This is a genomic window from Nocardia brasiliensis IFM 10847 (assembly GCF_000710915.1).
In the GTDB taxonomy this organism is placed as follows: Bacteria; Actinomycetota; Actinomycetes; order Mycobacteriales; family Mycobacteriaceae; genus Nocardia; species Nocardia brasiliensis_A.
On sequence record NZ_BAUA01000012.1, the window covers coordinates 11420 to 33573 of the forward strand.

Annotated in this window: 19 protein-coding genes; 13 read left to right on the forward strand and 6 right to left on the reverse strand. The window is 65.3% G+C overall.

Annotated features, from left to right (window positions below; all coding sequences use genetic code 11):
• The first annotated feature begins 60 nt into the window (after positions 1-60).
• The 3 genes from mobF (at position 61) to NBRGI_RS03075 (ending at position 7910) form a co-directional block, all read left to right on the forward strand.
• Positions 61-6021: a MobF family relaxase gene (gene mobF / locus NBRGI_RS43350; RefSeq protein ID WP_081877902.1), complete on the forward strand. Its 5961-nt coding sequence runs from the start codon at positions 61-63 to the stop codon at positions 6019-6021.
• Between the two features lie 404 nt (positions 6022-6425).
• Positions 6426-7283, forward strand: a complete 858-nt coding sequence (locus NBRGI_RS03070; RefSeq protein WP_029892715.1) for an SAM-dependent methyltransferase — start codon at positions 6426-6428, stop codon at positions 7281-7283.
• A 390-nt stretch (positions 7284-7673) separates the two neighbouring features.
• Positions 7674-7910: a hypothetical protein gene (locus NBRGI_RS03075; RefSeq protein ID WP_029892716.1), complete on the forward strand. Its 237-nt coding sequence runs from the start codon at positions 7674-7676 to the stop codon at positions 7908-7910.
• Between the two features lie 443 nt (positions 7911-8353).
• Here the strand turns inward: NBRGI_RS03075 and NBRGI_RS03080 are convergent, their stop codons facing one another.
• Genes NBRGI_RS03080 through NBRGI_RS03090 form a run of 3 tightly spaced genes read right to left on the reverse strand, consistent with a single transcriptional unit; the run spans position 8354 to position 11477 of the window.
• A complete protein-coding gene (locus tag NBRGI_RS03080) occupies positions 8354-9700 on the reverse strand; it encodes a phosphomannomutase/phosphoglucomutase (protein ID WP_029892717.1) in 1347 nt (448 codons plus the stop codon).
• A complete protein-coding gene (locus NBRGI_RS03085; protein WP_081877903.1) occupies positions 9700-10746 on the reverse strand; it encodes a mevalonate kinase family protein in 1047 nt (348 codons plus the stop codon). Before NBRGI_RS03085 ends, NBRGI_RS03080 begins: the two co-directional genes overlap by 1 nt.
• Entirely contained in the window at positions 10746-11477 is a 732-nt protein-coding gene (locus NBRGI_RS03090; protein WP_158439763.1) for a radical SAM/SPASM domain-containing protein, read from the reverse strand. Before NBRGI_RS03090 ends, NBRGI_RS03085 begins: the two co-directional genes overlap by 1 nt.
• Before the next feature lie 281 nt (positions 11478-11758).
• Here NBRGI_RS03090 and NBRGI_RS03095 point away from each other — a divergent pair, with 281 nt between their 5' ends.
• The 4 genes from NBRGI_RS03095 (at position 11759) to NBRGI_RS03110 (ending at position 13808) form a co-directional block, all read left to right on the forward strand.
• A complete protein-coding gene (locus NBRGI_RS03095; protein WP_148310664.1) occupies positions 11759-12832 on the forward strand; it encodes a helix-turn-helix domain-containing protein in 1074 nt (357 codons plus the stop codon).
• Between the two features lie 191 nt (positions 12833-13023).
• Entirely contained in the window at positions 13024-13305 is a 282-nt protein-coding gene (locus NBRGI_RS03100) for a hypothetical protein (protein ID WP_029892721.1), read from the forward strand.
• On the forward strand, positions 13302-13514 hold the full coding sequence (locus NBRGI_RS03105) for a hypothetical protein (protein ID WP_029892722.1): 213 nt from the start codon (positions 13302-13304) through the stop codon (positions 13512-13514). Before NBRGI_RS03100 ends, NBRGI_RS03105 begins: the two co-directional genes overlap by 4 nt.
• A 6-nt stretch (positions 13515-13520) precedes the next feature.
• Positions 13521-13808 carry a hypothetical protein gene (locus NBRGI_RS03110; RefSeq protein WP_029892723.1) on the forward strand — a complete coding sequence of 96 codons (288 nt, stop codon included), beginning with the start codon at positions 13521-13523 and terminating at the stop codon, positions 13806-13808.
• Positions 13809-14657: 849 nt separating this feature from the next.
• On the opposite strand, the gene NBRGI_RS03125 is transcribed toward NBRGI_RS03110, so the two are convergent.
• From NBRGI_RS03125 to NBRGI_RS03135, 3 genes are read right to left on the reverse strand one after another with little or no spacing between them, the layout of a single operon-like run.
• Complete coding sequence (locus tag NBRGI_RS03125; protein WP_235210836.1) at positions 14658-15464, reverse strand: helix-turn-helix domain-containing protein; 807 nt, start codon at positions 15462-15464, stop codon at positions 14658-14660.
• 30 nt (positions 15465-15494) lie between these two features.
• Positions 15495-16037: a DUF6879 family protein gene (locus NBRGI_RS03130; RefSeq protein ID WP_051727467.1), complete on the reverse strand. Its 543-nt coding sequence runs from the start codon at positions 16035-16037 to the stop codon at positions 15495-15497.
• A 4-nt stretch (positions 16038-16041) separates the two neighbouring features.
• On the reverse strand, positions 16042-16359 hold the full coding sequence (locus NBRGI_RS03135) for a hypothetical protein (RefSeq protein ID WP_036557225.1): 318 nt from the start codon (positions 16357-16359) through the stop codon (positions 16042-16044).
• A gap of 204 nt (positions 16360-16563) precedes the next feature.
• Here NBRGI_RS03135 and NBRGI_RS03140 point away from each other — a divergent pair, with 204 nt between their 5' ends.
• From NBRGI_RS03140 to NBRGI_RS44910, 6 genes are all read left to right on the forward strand, one after another.
• Entirely contained in the window at positions 16564-16806 is a 243-nt protein-coding gene (locus NBRGI_RS03140; protein ID WP_029892728.1) for a hypothetical protein, read from the forward strand.
• Positions 16807-16966: 160 nt separating this feature from the next.
• The gene (locus NBRGI_RS03150; RefSeq protein WP_081877907.1) at positions 16967-17932 is read left to right on the forward strand and encodes an SAM-dependent methyltransferase; all 966 of its coding nucleotides are present in this window, start codon (positions 16967-16969) and stop codon (positions 17930-17932) included.
• Positions 17920-18711, forward strand: coding sequence for an SAM-dependent methyltransferase (locus NBRGI_RS03155; protein WP_029892730.1), 792 nt, complete (start codon positions 17920-17922; stop codon positions 18709-18711). The genes NBRGI_RS03150 and NBRGI_RS03155 overlap by 13 nt, the downstream gene beginning before the upstream one ends.
• A gap of 111 nt (positions 18712-18822) precedes the next feature.
• Complete coding sequence (locus tag NBRGI_RS03160; protein ID WP_029892731.1) at positions 18823-19614, forward strand: hypothetical protein; 792 nt, start codon at positions 18823-18825, stop codon at positions 19612-19614.
• Positions 19615-19621: 7 nt separating this feature from the next.
• Entirely contained in the window at positions 19622-20683 is a 1062-nt protein-coding gene (locus NBRGI_RS03165; RefSeq protein WP_029892732.1) for a hypothetical protein, read from the forward strand.
• Positions 20684-21071: 388 nt separating this feature from the next.
• Positions 21072-21989, forward strand: a complete 918-nt coding sequence (locus NBRGI_RS44910) for a nucleoside hydrolase (RefSeq protein ID WP_051727468.1) — start codon at positions 21072-21074, stop codon at positions 21987-21989.
• Positions 21990-22154: the final 165 nt, after the last annotated feature.

Below are 22154 nucleotides of genomic sequence, written 5' to 3' on the forward strand. Positions count from 1 at the left end.
ACACTATCGAGATGGGTCCGACGCCTGGATTAATTCGAGTCCGGGGTGCTTGCTGGAGGTATGACCGCGACGATTCATAAGGTCGCGGCTGGCAATGGGTATGAATATTATCTCCGTAATGTCGCCGCGAACGATGACTCTTCTCGTGGCCGTTCCAGCCTCGCCGACTATTACTCCGCGCATGGGGAAGCTCCGGGCCGCTGGCACGGCTCCGGTTTGGCCGCGCTAGGGCTCCACACGGGCGATGAGGTCACCGAAGAACAGATGAAATTCCTGTTCGGGCTGGGCCTTCATCCGAACGCTGATGCGATCGAGGACCGGGTCTATGACGAGCAGATCCGCCTTGGTGCCAAACACAAAGATGCCGCCCGCGCCGCCGAAAAGGCGGGTCGCTTAGGTCAGCCTTACCGGCTGTATTCCGACGTTTCTGAGTTCAGGAAACGGTGCGCCCGAGCGTTCACGGAGCACAACAAGGCGCACGAACATCACCCGGATGACGCAATTTCCGAGTCGGATCGAGCGCGGATTCGGACCCATGTCGCGTTCGATATGTTCACCGAAGAGTACGGTCGGCCGCCGGTTGATGCTCGGGAATTGTCGGGGTGGGTGGCGAAGAACTCGCGTCCCAATACCACTGCGGTCGCGGGTTTCGATATCACTTTCTCGCCGGTGAAGTCGGTGTCGGTGCTGTGGGCGGTGGCGCCACGTGCGGTGTCTGAGAAGATCGAGGCCGCCCACCATGCCGCAGTCGAGGACGCGTTGGGGTGGCTGGAGCAGCACGGGATCTTCACCCGGCTCGGTCGCAACGGGGTGCGCCATGTCGACGTGGAGGGCATCGTCGCCGCTGTCTTCTCCCATCGTGATAGTCGCGCCGGTGACGCTGATCTGCACACTCACGTGCTGATGGCCAATCGGGTCCGCACGCTCGATGGCAAGTGGCGCACTCTCGACGGCGCGACTATCTACGCGAGTTTGGTGACGGTCTCGGAGATCTACAACACCCGCCTCGAACACCACTGCGAGCACATGGCCGGCCTGGAGTTCGCTGAACGCCCCGGCCTAGACCCCGCCAAGCGCCCGATCCGCGAGATCGTCGGTATCCCAGCGGAGCTGATCAGCGCGTGGTCGCGGCGCGATAGTGCGATCAACGCTCGGCTCGGGCAGCTCGCCGCGGCGTTCCAAACCCGTCACGGGCGTGAGCCCACAGCGAAGGAAATCTTCGACCTGGCCGAGGCCGCCACCTTGCAGACCCGTCCGATCAAACATCTGTTGCGCTCACTCGCCGAGCAACGCCGCACGTGGCGGGCCGAAGCCGCGCAGCTGCTCGGTGGCCGCGACGCGTTGGCGCGCATGGTGAGCGCGGCGTTGAATCCGACCCCGATTCCTCGTGCGACGGTCACCGAGGAGTGGATCACCCGAACCGCCGAACGGGTGATCGAGGTGGTGTCCGAGCATCGCGCGACCTGGCAGGCGGCGAATCTCCGCGCGGAAATCGAACGCCAACTCCGCGGCCAGGTGGCCGGCGAGGAGTGGGAACGCGTCGCCGAAGCGATCTTGGCCGAGGCCATCTCCCCGGCACACGCCATCCGCCTCGACGATCCGGACCTCGCCGATCACCCCGAACTCCGCACGGTCCCGACCGTGTTGCAGCGTCGCGACGGCGCCAGCGTCTACTCCTCGGCGCTGTCGCAGCGCTACACCAGTGCGCGCACGTTGAGGGTCGAGGCGCAGCTGATCGAGATGGCCGTCCAGCCCGGTGCACGCCAGCTGCCGCCCGAGTTCGTTGTGGCGGCGGTGCGCGACTACAACACCGCCCATCCTGATCAGACGCTCAATGCTGGGCAGATCAGCGTTATCGAGGGATTCGCCGCATCGAGTTTGCGGGTCCGCACGACCAACGCGCCCGCCGGATCAGGCAAGACCACCGCGATGGCCGTGCTCGCCGATGCCTGGCAGCGCAGCGGCGGGCAAGTCCTCGGACTCGCCCCGACCGCCGCGGCTGCCGCGGTGCTCGGAGAGTCGATCCACGTGCGCGTCGAGACCGTCGACAAGGTCCTCGATGTCCTGAGCAACCACACACCAAGCCCCGACAACATCCTTGTCGACCGCGAATTCCCGCCGCCGTTACCGCAATGGATCCTCGATATCAGCTCCGAGACGTTGGTGATCGTCGACGAGCACGTCAAAATCGGCAACCGTAAACGTCTTCGCCTACTCAAGTTTCTGGCCGATCGCGGTGCCACGATCCGCTGCCTCGGCGATTCCCGCCAGCTCGCGGCGATCGAAGCCGGCGGCGTCGACGCCGACATGGATGCCGCCGCTCCCGAACCACTCACCCTGACCCACGTCGTCCGGTTCGATTCCACTGCCGAAGCCACGGCGAGTCTGCAACTGCGCGAGGGCGATCCGACCGCGCTGGGCTGGTATCTGGACAACGGCCGCATCCACGCCGGTCATCAAGGAGCTACCCACGACGACGCGTTCACCGCCTGGAGCGTCGATCATCTCGCCGGCCGCGACACCATCATGCTGGCCGCCAACCACGCCGTGGTCAGCGCGCTCAACGCGCGGGCGCGCGCCGAGCGCCTCGCCCGCAGCGGCACCGAGACCGGGCCGTGTTGTCTTCTGATCGATGACAACCTGGCCTCGGTCGGAGACACGATCCGCACGCGCCGCAACGATCCGCGGTTGCGTGTGGGTGCACGAGATTGGGTGCGCAACGGTTATGCCTGGACCGTCGCCGCCGTCCACGAGGACGAAAGTCTCACCGCCGTCCATCTACGATCCGGTGGCGAAACCGGCGCCAGTGTGTGGCTTCCCGCCGACTATGTCAGCGAACATGTGCGCCTCGGGTACGCGACAACGATCGATTCCGCGCAAGGAATCACCGCCGACACCTGCCACGTCGCGCTCACCGGAAACGAGTCACTGCAACAGCTTTACGTCGCGCTCACCCGCGGAATCTACGCCAATCATGTGTACGTGCCGACCGCGTTGGATGGTTCGGAAGGCTCGTTCTGGTCCGAACCGGCGGTCTATCCGCGCACCGCGGTGGAGATCCTGTGCCGCGTTCTCGGCCGCGACGGCGTCCAGAAATCGGCGCACACCATGCTGCGCGACGCGCTGGATCCGTATCAACGCCTCGCGCGCGCACTCGATGTCTACCTCGACGCGATTGGCCTCGCCGCCGAAAACGCCCTCGGCCCCGACGCTCTCGAACGTCTCGACGCCGACGCCGACACCGTCGTTGCCCACCTCACCGACTGTCCCGCCTACCCGGTCCTGCGCCAGCACTTGGCCACCATCGCGCTGTCGGGCCGCGACCCGATCACCGCACTGCGTGACGCCGCGAACGAACGCGAACTCGCCACCGCCGATGACGTTGCCGCCGTGCTGGACTGGCGCCTGGATTCCACCGGCAAGCACTCCGCCGGCTCCGGGCCGTTGCCGTGGGCCACCGGGATACCCGACGGACTACGTCACGACCACGACGGCACCCAGCTCGTTGCTCGCGCGCAGATCGTCACCGACCTTGCCCAGCAGATCCGCACCGACGCCCGCACCTGGACACCCGCGACCGCGCCGCGGTGGGCGCGACCGCTCATCGCTGTGGCTCCCTCGTTGGTCGAAGAGCTCGCGTTCTGGCGCGCCTCGCTCAACGTTGATGAGCGCGACATGCGCCCGACCGGGCGCCCCCGCTACAGCGTCCTCGAACGCGAACATCAGAAACTGCTCGATACACGCGTAACCGCGGCGCTCGGCGACCAGCACAACCCAGCCAATCGATGGGCACCGGCCGTCGAACAGATCGAGGCGCGCATAGTGGCCGACCCGTGGTGGCCGATCATCGCCGACAAAATCGAAGTCGCCTCCCGGGCCGGCATCGACATCGCCACCCGCCTCGCCGAGGCCGCACCCACCCGGCCGCTACCCGACGAGATGCCCGCCGCCGCGCTCTGGTCACGCCTGGACCTCGAACCCTCCGCCCTCGACACCCCGACCGGTCACACCCTGCGCCCGGACTGGATCCCCAACCTGCACACCGTCCTCGGCGAACCCACCGCCGAACAGATCATCGCCGACCCCGCATGGCCCCGCCTCGTCGCCGCGATCGACCGCACCCTCGGCCACGACTGGACACCCCAAGACCTGCTCAGCACCGCCTACGAGCTCATCCTCAGCGCCCAACCCGAGGACGCACCCGCACTACGCCCCGACCAACTCGCCCTCGCCCTCGCCTGGCGTATCGACGCCCTCCGCCACGATCACACCGACCCCCAACCCACCAACATCGCGGACTCGACCATGAACCCACACGACCCGACATCATCCACAGCGCACCCCGACCACACCGCCGAACGCTCGCCCGGCGGCCCGCCGATGCCTTCGCCGGCCGCCGATGCGCCACCGGCGATGTCGGACCAGATTGCTGGCGTCGCGGCGCTGCTCGGGACCGGCGATACGCGAGCGGCCCGCCGCGCCTTCGCCGCGTTCACCCGCAATCTGACCGACGAGCAACGCGACATCATCGAACGCGTCGCCACCATCCTGCACCGGTATCCGTTCATCAACGCCGTAGCTCGCTTGCAGTGGGCGGCAAGTCGATACCCCGAACACCGCGACCTCATCAACGCATGCACCCCCGCCGACGACCCCCGCACGTACCAGCCAACGGTCCTGCACCCCACACACCGGCCACCGCGCGACCACCGCGACGTCCCCGCCCACGACCATCGCGGCCACACCGACCCGACCCGGACCCGGCCGCTCGCCTCCGACGCCGAAGTCGTTGCCGCCCACCAGCACCAGGACTACCTCGACACCTACGGCAACGTCGACGACGACCCCGGCCACGGTGAAGACCAGCAGCAATGGCCGATACCTCGCGGCGTCGTCCATCACTACTACGTCGCCAAGGAACATCGAGATCTTCTCCCCCACCAACCCCGATATCCCGAAGGCGACCCGGACTACGACCGGTTCGCCCTCCGCACCACCCGAGCACTACCGTGCGTGACCTGCGGGATCGAGCGCGCCGTCAACGACACCCTCCCCAAACCTCCCCGCCGAAGCGACGACGGCCTCTGCGGAGAATGCCGCGACAACAACGCGACACCGATCCCCGACCACCACCCCAACGACCACATCCGCGCACGCTGCCACCACCTCGCCGCCACACACCCACCCGACACGCTGCGCGGTCTACTACGCCGCGACTGGCACGCCGCCCGCACCCTCGCCGAACGCCTCGCCATCAGCTCCTGGGCCGAAACCCAGCTCCCACCCGAGCCCACACAACCCGACACCTCCCCCGACCCGGTCGAGCAGAACCCGCTCACCTTGCTCGACGACACCCAGATTCAGCGTCAGATCGCCGACCTCGAACTCCGTATACCTCTCGTCGACGACGACAACGCTCTGTACGGCCCTGCCCCAGAATCGCACGACGTCGACACCGAGTCCGCGGACATGCTTCACCGCCACCGCACCGCGCAGGAAGCGATCCGGACCGCCCGCGCCGCCGAGAACGCACTCGAACAAGCTGTGCGCGACCTGCACGCCCTCACCACCGAAATCGAGGAAGCCCGTACCCGTCTGGACGCAATCCCTGGATACCGCCGCGGCGCACGCCGCGACCTGCAGGCCGACATCGAGGCCCTGCTGGCCCAGCAGGCTGACGCCATCCGAACGCGAGAAACGGCGCGCACTACCGCACGCACTGCACAACGAGAGGCAACCCTCCACGCCGGCACAGCCGACCACTGGGACCGAGTCCTGGTCAGCCCACCCCCAGAACGCACTGAGCATCGCCCCGTCCCGGCTCCCGACTCGAACGCCGATCGACAAGACCAGATCGATGACTACCGGGACCAGATCGCGCGACTCCGCACCGAGCAACAACGCCGCACCGACCGGCGACCCGACGAACAACCACAGCAAGCCACCCCTCAAGAAGACACTGCGCCCGATCTCGCCGAGTCATCATTTCCGCTGGAGCCTGAGGATGGCATGGGTCTTTAGCATGCCCAGCTGATCTGCGGCCGCCTAAGGCATAACGATTTGCTCGACAGCCCGCGACTGCCAGCAGGCGCCTGCAACCTGTAATTGGCCGCCGCGTCGGCGGCCCAACTGCGAACCTCGGAGACCTCGGACACGACCACCACCATGCACCCACTCATGCCACGCTCAACTCGGACAAATTCACGACCGCCGGCCTGGAGAGATGGTGTCCGCCGGGGCCGGAACCAGACTGGCCACCCCTCAGATTTCCCAATGAGCAGCCTCGCCGCAATCACGAGATACCGGCAATGCTCGGCTGCGATGAGCATTGTTGGCGCGCCTGGCCACCATGCGCGTTGCGGGACAACCAAATAGACTTCGAGGGAATCCAGCAGTGGTATCGCTGCTGCCGAAGAAGGACCTCGATGAATACCGTGGAGCCACTCCGGGGTGTCGGCGCCACCGCTATCGGTGTCGCCGGAATCCGGGCCAGGGAATCCGAGCGTAGTGATCGGCTGTACGACGATCCCTACGCCCGCTTGTTCGTCGAGGTGGCCCGCGGCGCCTACCTGGCCCCCTCCGCGCCGCCGGGATCTGCGGCGAACTGGGCGACGATCGAGGGTCTGATCGATCGCTACTACGAACGCCGCACCGTGGAGGTCCGGCTCGTCGACGATCGGGTGCACGCTGCGATCGACTCCGGCGTCCGCCAGGTTGTCGCGGTCGGGGCCGGGCTTGACAGCCGGGCATTCAGGATGAGCACGCCTGCGGATCTGGTCTGGTTCGAGCTCGACCTGCCCGACGTCTTCGCCTTCAAAGAACGTGTGCTGCAACAATCGCCACGCGCACCCGGTTGTCACCGCCGCGTTGTTCCCGCCGATCTTCGTCTCGACTGGGTCCGCCCGCTTCTCGGCGCCGGCTTCCAGCCAGTGGCACCAACGACCTGGATCGAGGAAGGCGTCATCGGATATCTGGCGAATGACGACGCCATCTCCTTGGCCACCATGATCACCAAGTTGTCCGCGCCAGGTAGCACATTCGATACGGCACACCGCCAGGTGGACGAGAATCACCCCCGCTACCGCGAACTCAAAGAACTGGCATTCGGTAACAAAACGCAGTCGCTCGCCGGGCTCGGCTCCACCGCCCAACAGTGGCTGGACGATCACGGCTGGGACACCGAATTCCGATCCTGGGATGAACTAGTTCGACCGCTGAATCGACCGGCCGCCGCGGGGACCGGGAACCCCACCAACGGCTTCATCCACGCCACGCGCACGTAGCCAACCGTGGCCCGTCCCGCACACGATGCGACCGGCTGACCTTCACGGGGCCCGGCGGGCCGGACCATGTCATGCTTCCCGCCTCTCAGGCGGCATCGTTCTGCAGGGCCACCGCCCTTCCCGATGTTTCAAGCCGTTGACTGCCAGACCATCGAACTGGCGGTCAACCCAACTACCCCGGAGCTTGCCACTGGGTCGACGCCAGACACGAGTGTGTCGCCTCGCCGCCATGGCAGGAAGCTGAATTAGGCCAGTTCCGCGTGGTCCGCCAACCCCTACCGTCGACCAAGCCTGCCAACTTCTGGACGCAAGACACGCCTCGCCTGTCGGGCCACCACCCGGTGCATACTGGTTGGTCTAGTTTGTTCTTCACCGACGAAGGGCACGTGGATGCTGACCGAGGCGGACGCAACTGGAGGGTGGGCGCTGCATGTGCATCCGACCCAGGGCGTCATGCTTACCCGGCAGATGTACCGGCGTCAGCTCACGGTGTGGGAGGAAGGGCCGTTGGTGTGGTTCGCCGTCGACAGCGACACCAAGACGTTGAAATGCGGCCGGCGCGGCACCGCTGCGGCGGCGAAGCTCGCGGCAGAGAAGGCGGCAAGGCCCACGCGCACGAACGACTGAGCGGCACAAGGGCATCGCCGAGGGACAGGTACGGACAACCCCGCGTCCGCTGGGAACCGTCCACACCATTCACCGCGTCCGAATCTGCATGACCCAACACCTGGACCCCGAAAACGACTGGACTCCGCTGCGCGATGGATGGACCGCAGAGGGGCTGCTGAGCCAGTGCCAACGCTGGCAAGAGTGGATGGACGGAACGTACTTCGCCAACGTTCGACCACCCCGGGCTGACCACCAGGACGCCCCGCGTTCCGTTTTGTAGAACATCGGGCGGTACCGGGCTCAGAGGTCCATGGCTTGCCGGTAGGCGGAGGCGTGCTCTTCCCTTGTCCGCGGCCTACCGGAGTATCGCCGTTCGAACCTCGATAGTGGGTGATCAGCCATGGCTCGCGTGGCTGTCCTGGACCAGTCAGCTCGCTGCTACGTCCGTTCGCACAGCGCTGTCACTGTCGGACCAGTGCAAGGACTTCGTCGCGGATTCGTGTCATGGCCGCGGTGTCGGGTGCTTCGACGTTGAGTCGCAGCAGGGGTTCGGTGTTTGAGGGGCGCAGGTTGAACCATGCACCGTCGTCGAGCTGGACGGTGAGGCCGTCGAGTCGGTCGGTGTGCGCGCCGTCGTAGTGCTGTTCGATGTGGCTCAAAACTGTTGGGACATCGTCAACTTCGGAGTTGATTTCGCCGGAGGCGACGTATCGGCTGTATTCGGCTACGAGTGCTGACAGTGGCTGTTCGGTCGTGCCGAGGGCGGCGAGTACGTGCAGGGCGGCGAGCATGCCGGTGTCGGCGCGCCAGAAGTCGCGGAAGTAGTAGTGCCCGGAGTGTTCACCGCCGAATACGGCATCGGTTTCTGCCATGAGGCTTTTCATGAAGGTGTGGCCGACGCGGGTGCGGGCGGGAACGCCGCCGTGTTCGGTGACGATCTCGGGGACGGCGCGGGAGGTGATGGCGTTGTACACGATCGCGGCACCGGGTGATTTCGCGAGTTCGCGCGCGGCGATCAACGCGACGATCGCCGAAGGTGGCACCGGCTGGCCAGTCTCGTCGACGACGAAGCAACGGTCGGCGTCGCCGTCGAACGCCAGCCCGATGTCGGCACCGGTCTCGCGGACTTTGGCTTGCAGGTCAACGAGATTGGCGGGATCGAGTGGGTTGGCTTCGTGGTTGGGGAAGGTGCCGTCGAGTTCGAAATACATTGGCACGATCTCGACCGGCAGCCCGCCGAATACGCGCGGCACCATGTAGCCGCCCATGCCGTTGGCGGCGTCGACGGCTATGGTCAGTGGTCGGATTTTGGTGAGGTCGACCAGCTCTCGCAGGTAGGCGGTGTAGCCGTGGACCAAGTCCGGGCGGGCGGTGATGGTGCCCGCCGGGCCGTCGTAGGCGGGGATGCCGTCTTCGATCATGCGGCGGATCTCGCCGAGGCCGGTGTCCATGCCGACCGGTGTGGCGCCGGGGCGGCAGAGCTTGATGCCGTTGTATTGGGCGGGGTTGTGGCTGGCGGTGATCATCGCGCCGGCGACGTCGAGGTGTCCGGCGGCGTAGTAGACCAGATCGGTGGAGCCCATGCCGACGTCGATGACGTCGTGGCCTTGGCTGATCACGCCCGCTGCGAATGCCTGTGCGTAGGGCGCGGAGGAGGGGCGCATGTCGCGCACTATCGCGACGGTAGTGCCGACCAGTTGAGCGAACGCCGCGCCGACCTGGCGCATGAAGTCCTCATCGAGTTCGGTATCGACGAGGCCGCGCACGTCGTATGCCTTGATGATGGTGGACAGTTCCCGCTCGGCCATCAGTTCCCCTCGTCGTCTTCGTTGGTCGGGGTAAACGCCACCCCGAGAGCATCAGTGGTGGTGAACACCATTACACGCACCGGCAGCCCGGCAACCGCGGCTCGTACTCGGTCCAGCCGGTCCCAGGGGACGAGCGCGAACAGGCATCCGCCGTGGCCGGACCCGCTCAGTTTGGCACCGAAGGCCCCGGCGTCCAGGCAGCGGGTCACGCACGCTTCGATCAGCGGTGTCGAGCTGTGTACGCAGTCGCGTAGCAGCCGGTGCGCGTCGTTGATCAGCGTGCCGATCTCGGCGTAGTCAGGGCTCGGGGTGCGCAGGAGTGCATGGATTCCGGCGACGAGCCACGGTGCCTGCTCGGCGTATTCACGCATCCCGGTGTCGCCGGCCCGGAATCGGTCGCGTTTGGAGGCCAGCACTCGTTCGGTGCTGTGGCGTTGCCCGGTGTCGATCAGGACCATCGGGACTTCGAGGGAGTCGGCGAGCCTTGTCGAGGTGGGTTTGTGCCCGGACCGGATAGCGCGCACCCCGCCGTAGGTGCAGGCCATGAAGTCCATCCAGCCCGCGCCGGTCCCCAGTTCGCTCGACTCGGCGCGATAGGCCGACTCACAGATCGTGCCCGGCAACGGAATCGACTGATCGGCCACGCACAACAGCGCCGCCGCTGTCGCCACGGTGACCGAGGCACTGGAAGACACACCGGCTGCGACCGGCAGGGTGGTGGTGGTCTCGATGGCGGTGGCGGCGAGCTGCCCGCCGCAGCGCCACGACAACACGTGGGCGGTGGCTTGCAGGTGATCGAGTTCATCGCTGCCGAAGACGCCGAGTTTGTCGATCGGCACGACACGAGCCAGGTGGAACGGTGGCCCGGCCCGCAACTCGACCGAGCCGGGTTCGCAAGCGGGCGCAGAGCGGACGGTAACGCGTGTGCGCAGCGGGATCGCCGCCACGATCGACTCGCCACCGGTCATCCAATCCAAACTTTCCCCGGCCAGGCAGACGCGTCCGGGAGCCGAGACGCTCACCGCTGGCCGGTATCCGATCCTCATCACTGTCTCGTTTCCGGTAGCGGCTGGGTACAGGATCGGCAGGCGGGCGACTGCGACCAGTCAGCGCTGGCGTGCGCGTCGCGGTATCGGGCCATCTGCTCGGAGTTCCACAGCTCCACGAAGGTCACGGTCCGCAGATCACCGATGACGTATCGGGCATGCTCGTCGACTTCGGGCACGACGCAGCAGCACATCTTCATCAGCCCGCGATAGTCGATGGACGCGCTCGTCGCGGTCATCAAACACGGGGCGGTCCGGCGCGCCGAGCCCAGCTCGAGCATCGTGACCGAACCGCCACGGGTGTTGTAGGTGCCCAGGATCTGCGGTGAGATCACCTCGATCCGTAGCCGCCCGACCTCGACTGAGGCCGACAGGCCCTGACGGACCTTGCCGAAACTCCAGACGAGCGTGTCGTCATCGAGCCCTGCCTGGGCGAGCCATTTGGTGATCGCCGTGTAGGAGGGGGACGTGTCGGCGCGGTGCGGATACCGGGTTACCCGGATATATTCGGTGCCCGCCTCGACCAGGCGGTCGAACAGAGGTCGGCGGAGCGCGTCGCCATTGGTGTAGATCGCGGGTTTCGCGTGCGGAAGTATCGATTTCGCGTAGGCGATCTCGTCGAGCAATCGTGTGTTGAGCAAGGGTTCGTTGTAGTTGTGAAACGCCAGCCAGCCGTCCCAGGCGAGCTCACCGAGCTGGTCGATGATCTGGGTGTAGAGCGGCCAGTCCATGAGTTGTTGCTCGCGCCGGGCCGGGTGCTCCCGTTGGGGCACCAACTGCAGGCACGGTTGCATTTTCGGGAGGTCTCAATTTCGACATATCGCGGCAGCAACGCTGCTGGTCGGCTTAGGGTTATCGGCATCGACCCCACCCGAGTGTCCGTCATGACTATCTCCTCGACGCTGCGAAATCAGTTGCAGGGCAATATGTCCCTGGACTCCAGGCTCAGCCTCGGAGCAGGATTGGGCCAGGGTTTGCGCGTTGCCTCACCGTTGCCTGGACGGGGGATGTCATGCTGGTAACAGGGACCATGCTCAGATCGGCGCGCGAAGCCAGCGGCATGTCCCTGCGGGAGATGTCGCGGCGCATCGTGATGGACAAGGGCTACCTGAGCCGGATCGAGACCAACACGTCCGGCGATCCCGCACCGGAGTGGATCGTCGACCGGTATGAGGAGCAGCTAGGCGTGGATATTCGCCGTCGTACATTGCTCGGTGGCCTGGCCGGGATCGTGGTGCCCGGCCTGGTGACCGACGCCGTGCGCGCGATGTTCGAAGACGCCGATCTCCCGATCGGTGTCGATGTATGGACCGAGCGCATGGAACGCCATGCCGCGGATTGCATGACCGTCGGTGCCGCGGAGATGCAGGAACGCATCGCCGCCGACCTGATCGTCATCCGCCCTCAACTCCTGAACCGGCCGATGTGGGCCATCGCGTCACGGCTGATGGTCCTGCACGGGGCTCCGCTCGCGGACGTGACCGACGCCGCTGCCACCGCCCGCTGGTACCAGGCCGCCGTCAATGCCGCCGACCGCTCCGAGGACCCGCCGACACGAGTGTGGGTGCGCGGGCGCTCCGCGCTGAGCATGGCCCACCCCAGCGCAGCGGTGTCCACGTGCCGCGAGTTCGCCGCCGCAGGCGCCGCGATCTCCGAAACCCCCACAGTGGGACGGCTCATGGCGCTGATCTCGCTGGCCAACGTCTCCGCGCTCACCGGCGACGACGACGCCGCCCATGCCGCGCTCGATGACGCGCGCCGGGTGTTCGACGTCGTCGGAACCACCGATGTCGCCTCAGATCTGGCGATGCCGGAGTGGCGGATGAATGTCGACACCTCGCTGGTGCTGGCTCGACTCGGCGACCCGGCCGCCGAGCAGGCCCAGCAACATGCCGTGGCGACGATGCCCGCCGAGTACGCCCGATACGCCACACATCTGGAACTGCATCGCGGCCTGATCCTCGCCAAGGCCGGCGGACGGGCCGAAGGCACCGCCCACGCCCGTAAAGCGTTGGAGTCCTTGCCGACTCAACGCCACAGCGTCGCGCTGCGCCGACTGGTCGCCGAGGTCGCCAGCACCCGATAGGCAACGCTGAGGCAACGCCACAACCCTTCCACCCCACCGCCGCGGTCCATAGCGTCGACTACTACCCGACGCCGGGAGTTACCAGACCCCTCCATGCACGCCATCCAGCGGTGCCACAGGCAATGGCGAGAGCCATGGTGCCGCGGGATGGCGGCGAACCCGGCGTCGGGTTCCGACGGCGGGAGGTAGCGATGGACATCAACAGCCAATGGCCCGAAGCAACACCACAAAGGATCTACTACTCGCTGCTGGCATGGTGCGACCAGCAGGGCATGACCGACAATGCCGAACGCTTGCGCACCGCAGGACCGCCGCCACCACAAGACGACGACGGCTACTTCGGCAAGCTCGCCTACTACCAACGCCACCCAGACGATCCCGGATGCGCCCGACTCCTGGCGGAATTACAAGCCCAAGGCCCACCGCACGGCGAACCCGCACCACAGCTCGTGACGCCGGATGTGCTGCCATGACCGGCCCCGACCACACCCGCCGCGAGACGACCGATCTCTGGGCCGCCGAGTCACGTGACTGCACCACCCCACCGATATTTCGCAGTCATGACCACGCCTTCTTCGTGCGCGCCATCCACGCCGGACACGCGGGCTGTGCACAGTTCGTCGGCGCGCAAAGCTACCTCACCGGCTGCTCGACACCGATCCAGTTCCGGCCCGTGCAGTGATCCGCGATGACGCCCCACCGCGAGCGGCCCGAGGAACAGCTGGTGCACATCCGATTCGACTACCATTTCGACGGCGCGGAGGCAGCGGTGATCATCGACGATCGCTGCGCACCGAGACTGGTCGCGACCGAATTCCTGATGGCCTTCTCCCGCAGCCACGATCCCCGCATGCACGCCTACCTCGTCGAGGACGGCATAACGACCTGCCGCCGACTGTGCTGCGAAGGACTGTGGGGGCCACCGGAACGCCAGCCCTCCGACCGTCGGCGCGACGGCGTCAGCGACTGGAGGTGAGCCGGTGATCGTCGTTGCTATCTCCGCCGTTGTCGTGACCGTCTTCTACGCCTTGTTCTTCGGGTGCCTGTGGTTGTTGTCACGACTTGACCACGGGCGACCTGTCCCGCCACGGTCGAGCAGAATCGACAGGCAGGTAAGGGAATTCGATCCGCCGACCAGGCCGCTTCCAATCGTAATCGTCGCAGGCGCACTGAACGCGGGCAATTACCGCAGCTACACCCGGTAACGACTGTACAGAGCTGATCCCAACTCCCTTTTCGTAGCACGAGGAGCGAATTCGATTGTCTACCATGCTCTTTCTGGCCGGAATTGTGGTCATCGTTTGCACTGCGGCCGGGCTCATGCTTTTGGCCTACAGGTCTCGCCGACGCGGCCGGGCGCGGGTCGGCGGGTTGGATCGCCCATTGCGCCTGGTCGTCGACGCTTCGCGCGATGAGCCGAGGCGGCCGTCGACGGTCCTCACCGCCTGCTACCACCAGGATCAGAGGCCCGCGTTCCGCGCGTCCGTCCAGCGCGACGGCGACTTCCGATGACCGCCACAGTCCGAGGGACGGTCCGGATGTATAACAGGGAGAATGGGTGGGGATTCGTCCGGCCGGATGGCAGACAAGACGATGTGCTTCTCCGAGGAACCGAGTTACCTCCAGAGACTGAAAATGCTTGGGGGAAACGGCAAACCGCCGTACACACGCGAGTCCGATTCGAGATAGCGCTGGAGCCGATTGGCCCCTGCGCGAAACACGTTGTACAGCTGCGCGAAGGCGACCGATGACATCTGAATGTGTACCTCGGCCTGCCGGTCGAATTGCTGTCGATGCCGGACGTGCGCTTCTGCCGCTTGGGGATTCAGCCGATTCGCCGATGGCTCAGCGCCGGGGCAATCAAGGCTCGTGCGTCGTCGCCGTATACGGCATGCCGATGCAGGGCTGCCCACGCCTTCTCGTAGTACGCCAGTTCGGATGGGCTGGTGACGGAGAGCTCGGCGCTGACGGTTTCGACCATGACGAGCCGATGGTCGAACGCCGCGAACGAGGTGGTGGTGTAGATGAATGGAAAGGTGCGCGGGACGATCCCCAGCGACAACCGCGGCAGGGCCATCACATCGATAAGGTGCTGGAGTTGGCCCGCCATGACCATGTTGTCGCCGACCGTGGTGTACAGCGCCTGTTCGGCGAGCAGGATCGTGATTCGGCGCGTGCCCGCATGCAACACGTGCTGCCGTTGCATGCGAGCGGTGACTGCTTCGTCGAGATCGTCAGTGGTGCTGAGGAATTCGATGCATGTCGACAACACGGTGCGAGCGTATGCCTCGGTCTGGAGCAGGCCGGGGACGATGAGCTGGCACCAGTTACGGATGGTGCGGGTAGACGCTTCGAGTTCGATGCTGCGCCGTTGTCGACGGCCGTGCCCGCTGGCGGCAATCCGCTTCCATTCCGCCCACATGGATTCGATGTTGGTCAAGGTGGCGAGCAGGTCGGGCAGGACGAGGGTGGCGGCGGTGATATCGCACCACACGGCCAGATCATCAGCGCTGGGAGTCTGCTGGCCGAGTTCGATCTTCGATACCTTCGGCGACCCCCATCCGGCGCGTTCGGCCAGTTGCACCCCTGTGAGCTGCGCTGCTTTACGGAGGTCGCGAAGGCGAGTCCCCAAGACCTTCCGCGCCTGTTCGACACCTGTCATCTACAGCGAGCCCGCAGCGTATTCGTCATGACGAATAGCCCTGGGCCACAGGGCGTTACGGATCGAGACAGCTCGGCCTACCTCGATGGGATCGCGGGTCACCGCGAGGCCGGAGAAGTCCCCCGAGCGATCGAACAGTGTCCACGCGAGAATGCTGTCGTCGAGCAGCCACCACTCATCGGCGGTGAGTTCAGACGGATCGGTGCGGTGACGGGGCAGCCACCGGACGTCCTCTCCGTGGGCGATGTTGTGACCGGCGGTGACCGTGTGCAGAAATTGGATGTACTCGGTGTGTGGCTCGGTGACCACGCGCAGCCGTTGCATCGTGATGCCGCGAGCCGTCGTGGCAGTGCACAGATCGGCCCAGCGTTGCCAATCGGGCGGATAGTTGTCCGGGTCCAGCGGCACAAGCCCGGCACGCCATCGCCGGATCGGCTCATCCTCGTTGCTCAGCGTGTGGTCGTCCTCGACCTCGATGTGGAACGCCTGCCGCGTGGCCATCTCCAGCAGGTCTGACGTCGTGCCCGGCGGCAGATAGAGCATCCGATCACCACCTTCGTTCCGTGGCCGCCGCCGGAATCTCGATACAAATCTCGTGGTCCGGAGTCTGGATCACCGCCTGGCGCTCATCGTCGACCACAGGCAGCCCGGCGAGGGTGAACGTCCCGCGGCCAGTGTCGGTCAGCGTAGCGCCGAGGTGGGTATCGGGTGCCAGCCAGGTGAGCAGCATGTGCGGGATCTCCACGTGATCGGGCTGGCCGGGGACCTTCAAACCCTGCGCGCAATAGACGCCACGGTCGTCATCAATCCACAGCCGCGGCGAGCCTTCATTGCCGGTCGGCCCTCCGAGCAGTCGCAACACCATGACCGTCCTCCTTTTCTAGCAACTCTAGATATGGATCCTCATTGTCCAGTTCAAAGGCCTCAATTGTCACCACTTCAAGAAAACTGGAGAAAAATTGTTGCTCCGTCACCAAGCCGGTTCCTAATGTCCGAAGTACGCCACTACCGGCGGCGGTAGTCGTCGTCGCGGCCCGCAGGCTGTCCACCATCGATGACGGAGGGGGAGATGACGCACACGGACGAGGTCCGTCAGGCGACCGTTCTCTCCGATTGCTCGGCGGCGTGGCATGTCGACGGCGGCACTGTCCGTGTCGACACGTTGTGCAAGGGCCGCTTGGTGATCGACCTCGGCGGGCTCGAGCTGGGCAAATGCCTCGACGCAGGGATGCCACGGCGGCTGTGGGAGCGTGTCCGCTTCGAGTTCGAAACACGGTATGTGACAACGAGTCTCGGACAGGAGCTGTGGTGACCGTGGTGTTCGAGGCCCTCGCTGTCGGCTGCGTTGTAGTCACCGGACTGCTCAGTGTCACGGCGGTGGCGATGGCGTTGCGGCAGGATGCCTCGCCCGATGGTCGCCGGGAAGAGATCCGCTGTCGCGCGGCAAGAGAGCGTGATGCGAGGTGACGGGCTTGGATCGTGTTCCCGTCTACAGGCCGTACGTGCCCAGCTCGGCACGGATCTGGGAGTACTTGCGGGACGGCAAGGACTTCTACGAGCCCGACGAAGAGATCGCGAAGCGTATGCTCGCCCTCGAGCCGAACTCCAGTCACGTTGCGATGCTCGTCCGCGTATTTCTCTGCCGTGCTGTGCGATTGGCCGCTGAGGCAGGTGTGCGCCAGTTCATCGACCTCGGCACCGGCCTGCCCGCCCTCGCCAATGTTCACGAGGTGGCCTGCAAGATCGAGCCCGCGTCCCGTGTCGTCTACATCGACAACGACCCCATGGTCTGCGCGCACTGCGACGCGCTGTTGGCGCACCGGACGGTGGTGCAGGCCGATGTCCGGCGCCCGGCCGAGATCATCGGCCAACTCAAGGACCAGGGGCTCATCGACTTCCGCGAGCCCGTCGCCGTGACCATGGTCGGCGTGCTCGACCACGTGATGGACGAAGAAGACCCCGCCGGAATCGTTGCTGTGTTTCGTAACGCCATGGCAGCGGGCAGCTATCTCGCCCTCGCCCACGGGTCCACCGAGACCGACGCCGAGTTCATCTACCAAACCCAAGCCGACACCGTCGCCACTCCTGCACAGCTGTGCTACCGCTCTCCCGCCGAAATCGAAAAACTCATGGCGGGCTTCGACCTGCTTCCGCCCGGCATCGCACCGATAAAGGCGTTCCTCGCCAACGGAAACTACCTGCCTGAAACGAGGTGGGTCTTCTCCGGCGGCATCGGCCGCCTATGGCACCCGGACCGCCGCACCCCAGTGTCGGCCAACTCGGTTGCCAGCCACGTTGTTAGCGGTTTGCCCGACCAGCTGGAACCTCCCCCTCCCCGCATGCCAGCCCGGAACTACCAAGCCGGTCAACGTAGGTGGCGGCGCCATTTTCCGTTGTCGTACACCCGGATTGAAGGATTAACCTCGTGTCCGGCATAGATCGTGCGCCCGGCCTCGATCCCTCGGTTCCCAACTCCGCACGGATCTACAACTACATGCTCGGAGGCAAAGACAACTACCCGATCGATCGGCAGGTCGCCCACCGCTTGCTCTCCGTCGCTCCTGACACCAAGATCCTGGCGTGGTTCGTCCGTAAATTCATGGTCCACGCCGTCGAATTGGCCGCCGACGCGCGAGTCAAACAGTTCATCGACCTCGGGTCAGGCATTCCCGCCTCACCGAACGTGCACGAGGTAGCGCGCGAGATCCACCCCACCGCACGGGTCGTCTACGTCGATAACGACCTTGTGGCGTGTCGCCACTGCGAAGCGCTGCTCGCTCGGCCGCGCGGCGTGTCGGTCGTGCAGGGCGATATCCGCAGCCCGCAGCAGATCATCGACCAGATCGACGCCGAATCGCTCATCGACTTCAGCAGGCCGGTCGCGGTGCTGATCGTCGGGGTCCTGCATTACGTGATGGACGAGGAGTATCCCGGCGAGATCATCGCGGCGTTCCGCGACGTCATGGCACCCGGCAGCTACCTGGTCGTCGCGCATGCGACGGACGACACCCATCCCGAGTTCCAGTCGCAGACGCAGTCGGAGACTGATAACACCTCTGCGCAACTGTGTTACCGATCCACGAGCGAGATCGAGACGCTCATGAAGGGCTTCGAACTCCTCTCGCCCGGCATCGCGCCGGTCCAGCAGTTCCTCGGATCGGATCTGCCCACGACCCGACTCGCGATGCATGGCGGCATCGGCCGCCGAACGGACTGAAAGTCCGAAAAGCCGTACAGGTCAACGACAATGACTCGCACACCTCGGAGGATCATGGGACGCCGAGCCCGTTCCAGACGCGACAACGAGAACACCGCAGCACGACTTCGAGTGCTCGGGCACCTGGCCGACACAGGCGGTGCCGCGACGACAACCCAGATCGCCGAGGCGATTTCGCACAGCTCGCTGCCCACGCTGACACACATCCTGGAAACGCTGACGGCTGACGGGCACGTCTTCGGAGAGAACTCACGCGACGGCCAACGGCAATGGACGATCACCGACAAAGGGCGGCGAGCGCGCGACCATCCAGACACGGCCGCGGCTGCCGGGCTGGCTCCGCTGCCCGACGTGGTTCGCCTGCTCACCCTGTGGGACGGCCTATTCGAATCATCGACCCAGCTCGAGCACGCAACACGTGTCTGTGTCGGGCTATGGATGGAGCTACTCAAGCATGTGGTCATCCGCGGCGCTGACGACCTCGCCGTGTATCACCTCGAAGGCGATGCACTGGACCTCTACACGGCCGTCGTCCGCGTACTCGATGATGAGGTGACCTGGCATCTGGGCAACGATCCCGACTCGGTTGTCCTCATCGACGATGACGATCCGGACCTGGCCACAGTCGGTGAACTCATCGCCGAGATCGCCTGCTACTCAGTGCTTCTCGACAAATGGCCCAAATCCCTGCCGGACTGCCCGCTGAGCGCCCCGTTCAACCACGTCGGAGCACTGTACGACGCGCTGGTGACAGACCTGGTAAGCGGCAGCGCACGACAGCCCCGCCGCCGATCACACGGCATGCCGCCGATCCAGCCACCGCGGCGTATCGATCTGGGACGTATCGCGCCCGACCTCGCACCCGACAGCCCCGCGACAATCATCGACAACCCGAACCGATAGGGGCGACATGAGCAACGACGAGCAGATGATGATCGATCTCGGCCAGCTCGACCTCACACCCGTCACCCGGCGCACACCTCCCGGCCCGGCCGACTGGGTGCGCTGGTTCGCTCAGATGGACGCCGAGCTGCGCAGATTCGCCACCGAGACGATTCCCGGTCTCCCGCACCCGATCTGGTCTACCGAGGCCATCGATCGGGTCGGCGAGGTGTTCGATCGGATTTTCCCTGATAGGGAAACCGTCGCCGACCCGGCCAACGCCGATCTGGTCGATCAGTTCCTGCGGTGGTTCGGTGAGTGCTACACCCACTACACCGACGACGAATGGTGCTACTCCACCTACGGACCCGCCATCTACAACGCCGCCGACGACCCGAAAGGCGAAGGGCCGACCGCCGTACGGTTCTGGCTGAACTATGCGGCCGAGTACGGCTTCGACTACATCCGCAGCCATTTCCGGCCCGAGTCCGAAACCGAGTACGTCGATGACGAATACCGCCGGCGCCAACAAAAACGCCATGCTGCGGCCACCGCAGCACTCCAGCGATTCCTGAACACCAGCACCGAACCCAGTGCAAACTCCGCGTGGGACGCATGGGTCGCCCCGTACCGCCGCGTGCGGCAGCTCCGGGCATTCCTCGATCGCATCGGATGGGATGACCTGCCGCCCGAGCCATGGAGCGACGACAGCGACGATGTCGAGAGGATCGGCGCGCTGCTCACCGACTGGTTCCCGAGTCGCAAAGCCATGGTCGCCGCCGAAAACGCTGACCGCGCCGACCAAGTCGTGTGCTTCCTCGGCGAATGCCTGATCCGCTACGGACACGGCCGCTGGTTCGACCGCCGCCAGTACGACGATATGCACTTGGTCCATATGGGTGAGAAGTCGATCCTGTCCCTCTACGACGGATTCGAACCCGCGATCGTCGTGCCATACGAGACGACCAACTACGGCGTGCCGTTCTTCACCTACGTGGCAGGCGAGCTGCTACCGCGGGCGGTCAAGAACTTCGCGGACATGACCCGATTCCTGCAAGGGTTTCACCGGATAGACGCGCGACTGGAATAATGCTGAGCCGACGCACGCGCTGGAGCCTCCAGATGAGGATCTCGGCGAATGCCCTTATCCGCCTTCTTGTCTCGGGCGTTTGGATTCACGACGGCCGGAGATAGCGCTCAGCAGCAGATGCCAAAATGGCAGTTCGGGGGCGGAGACGGGCGCGCATGCGGTCTCCATCACCGCCTCATAACGTCTGGTTCGAAGGCAATCGGATCTCGGGGTCCAGAAAACTCAGAAACCCGGCTACGCCACTGTCGCGTTTCGACACCCACTATTCGGATGGGCGGTCATTACACCGGATCCTCGATGACCGTTCCACAGGACCAACACCCGTTCCGCGCTCGCCGCACAGCAGCACTTGACCACTTGGATCCGATCGCCCGAAAGGATGCCTTCTGTGATTTCTGCCCCGTTCCTCGCGCCCGACGCACCGGTGGTGCTGCTGGACACTCAGATCGGTTTCGACCTCGACGATGCCCTCGCTTTATGGCTGGCGACGCGTTCAGTCACCAACCTCGGTGTCCTCACTACCGACGAACTCTCCGACTACGAGCGCGCGCACTTGACTCGCGAGGTCCTGGACGGTCTGGGCCGCCCAGAAGTACCTGTCATCGCCGGGCGGCGGGTGCCCGACGCGCAGGAGCGTTTTGTCATGGCCGGATCGGTGCCGTGTACTCGGCCGGTCCGGACCGATCTGATCGACTATGTCAGTGCTGTCTACGAAGGTTCGACTCAGCGGGTGATCTGGACCTGCTTGGGTCCGGCATCCAATCTCGCGGACTTGCTCGTCGTACGCCCCGAGTTCGCCGAGCAAACCGATCTCGTGATGATGGGCGGCTGGCTCGACCAGTATCGGCGACCCGATCGAGCCTCCCATAACCTGCGCGTGGATCCACGCGCGTTCGGGCTGGTCATGCGGACCATACGACGGCCCCGGCTCGTGATGAGCACTCACACCAATGCGCCCGCTCTGGCGATCACCCCTACCTCGCACCTCGCTACCTGGCTGGCAATGCCGCAGGCACCAGCTGACTTCGCGCTGATTGCGGAGAACGCGACTCGATGGTTCGACTACAGGCTTCGCCGCACCCCCGACGCTGAGCCGAGTAGCTGGATGAGCGACCTGGTAGCGCTTGGCGCTGCCCTCGATGCTCCGGTCGTCGATTTCGCGACCGAAACCGTGCGCATCGAGCGGGACGCACGCATGTACCGCGACCCGAACGGCTGCGAAATCCAGGTCTCCACCCGGGTCGACTACGACGGGTTCCTCAACTGGCTCTCCGCCGTGCTGCCTATTACTCCGATCGGTACCTGAGCATCCGAAAACACCAGCGCACCATCACCGTCGAAGTCATCCGTGCGGAAAAGAGCTCTCTCCGTCGCGACATGGACAGCAGGCCAACGGTACCGAGAGTCGCTCTCCGGGGTGGGCATTAGGGTTTGCGTCGAAGTACGTGGCTGCGGTGGAGGGCGGGAACTC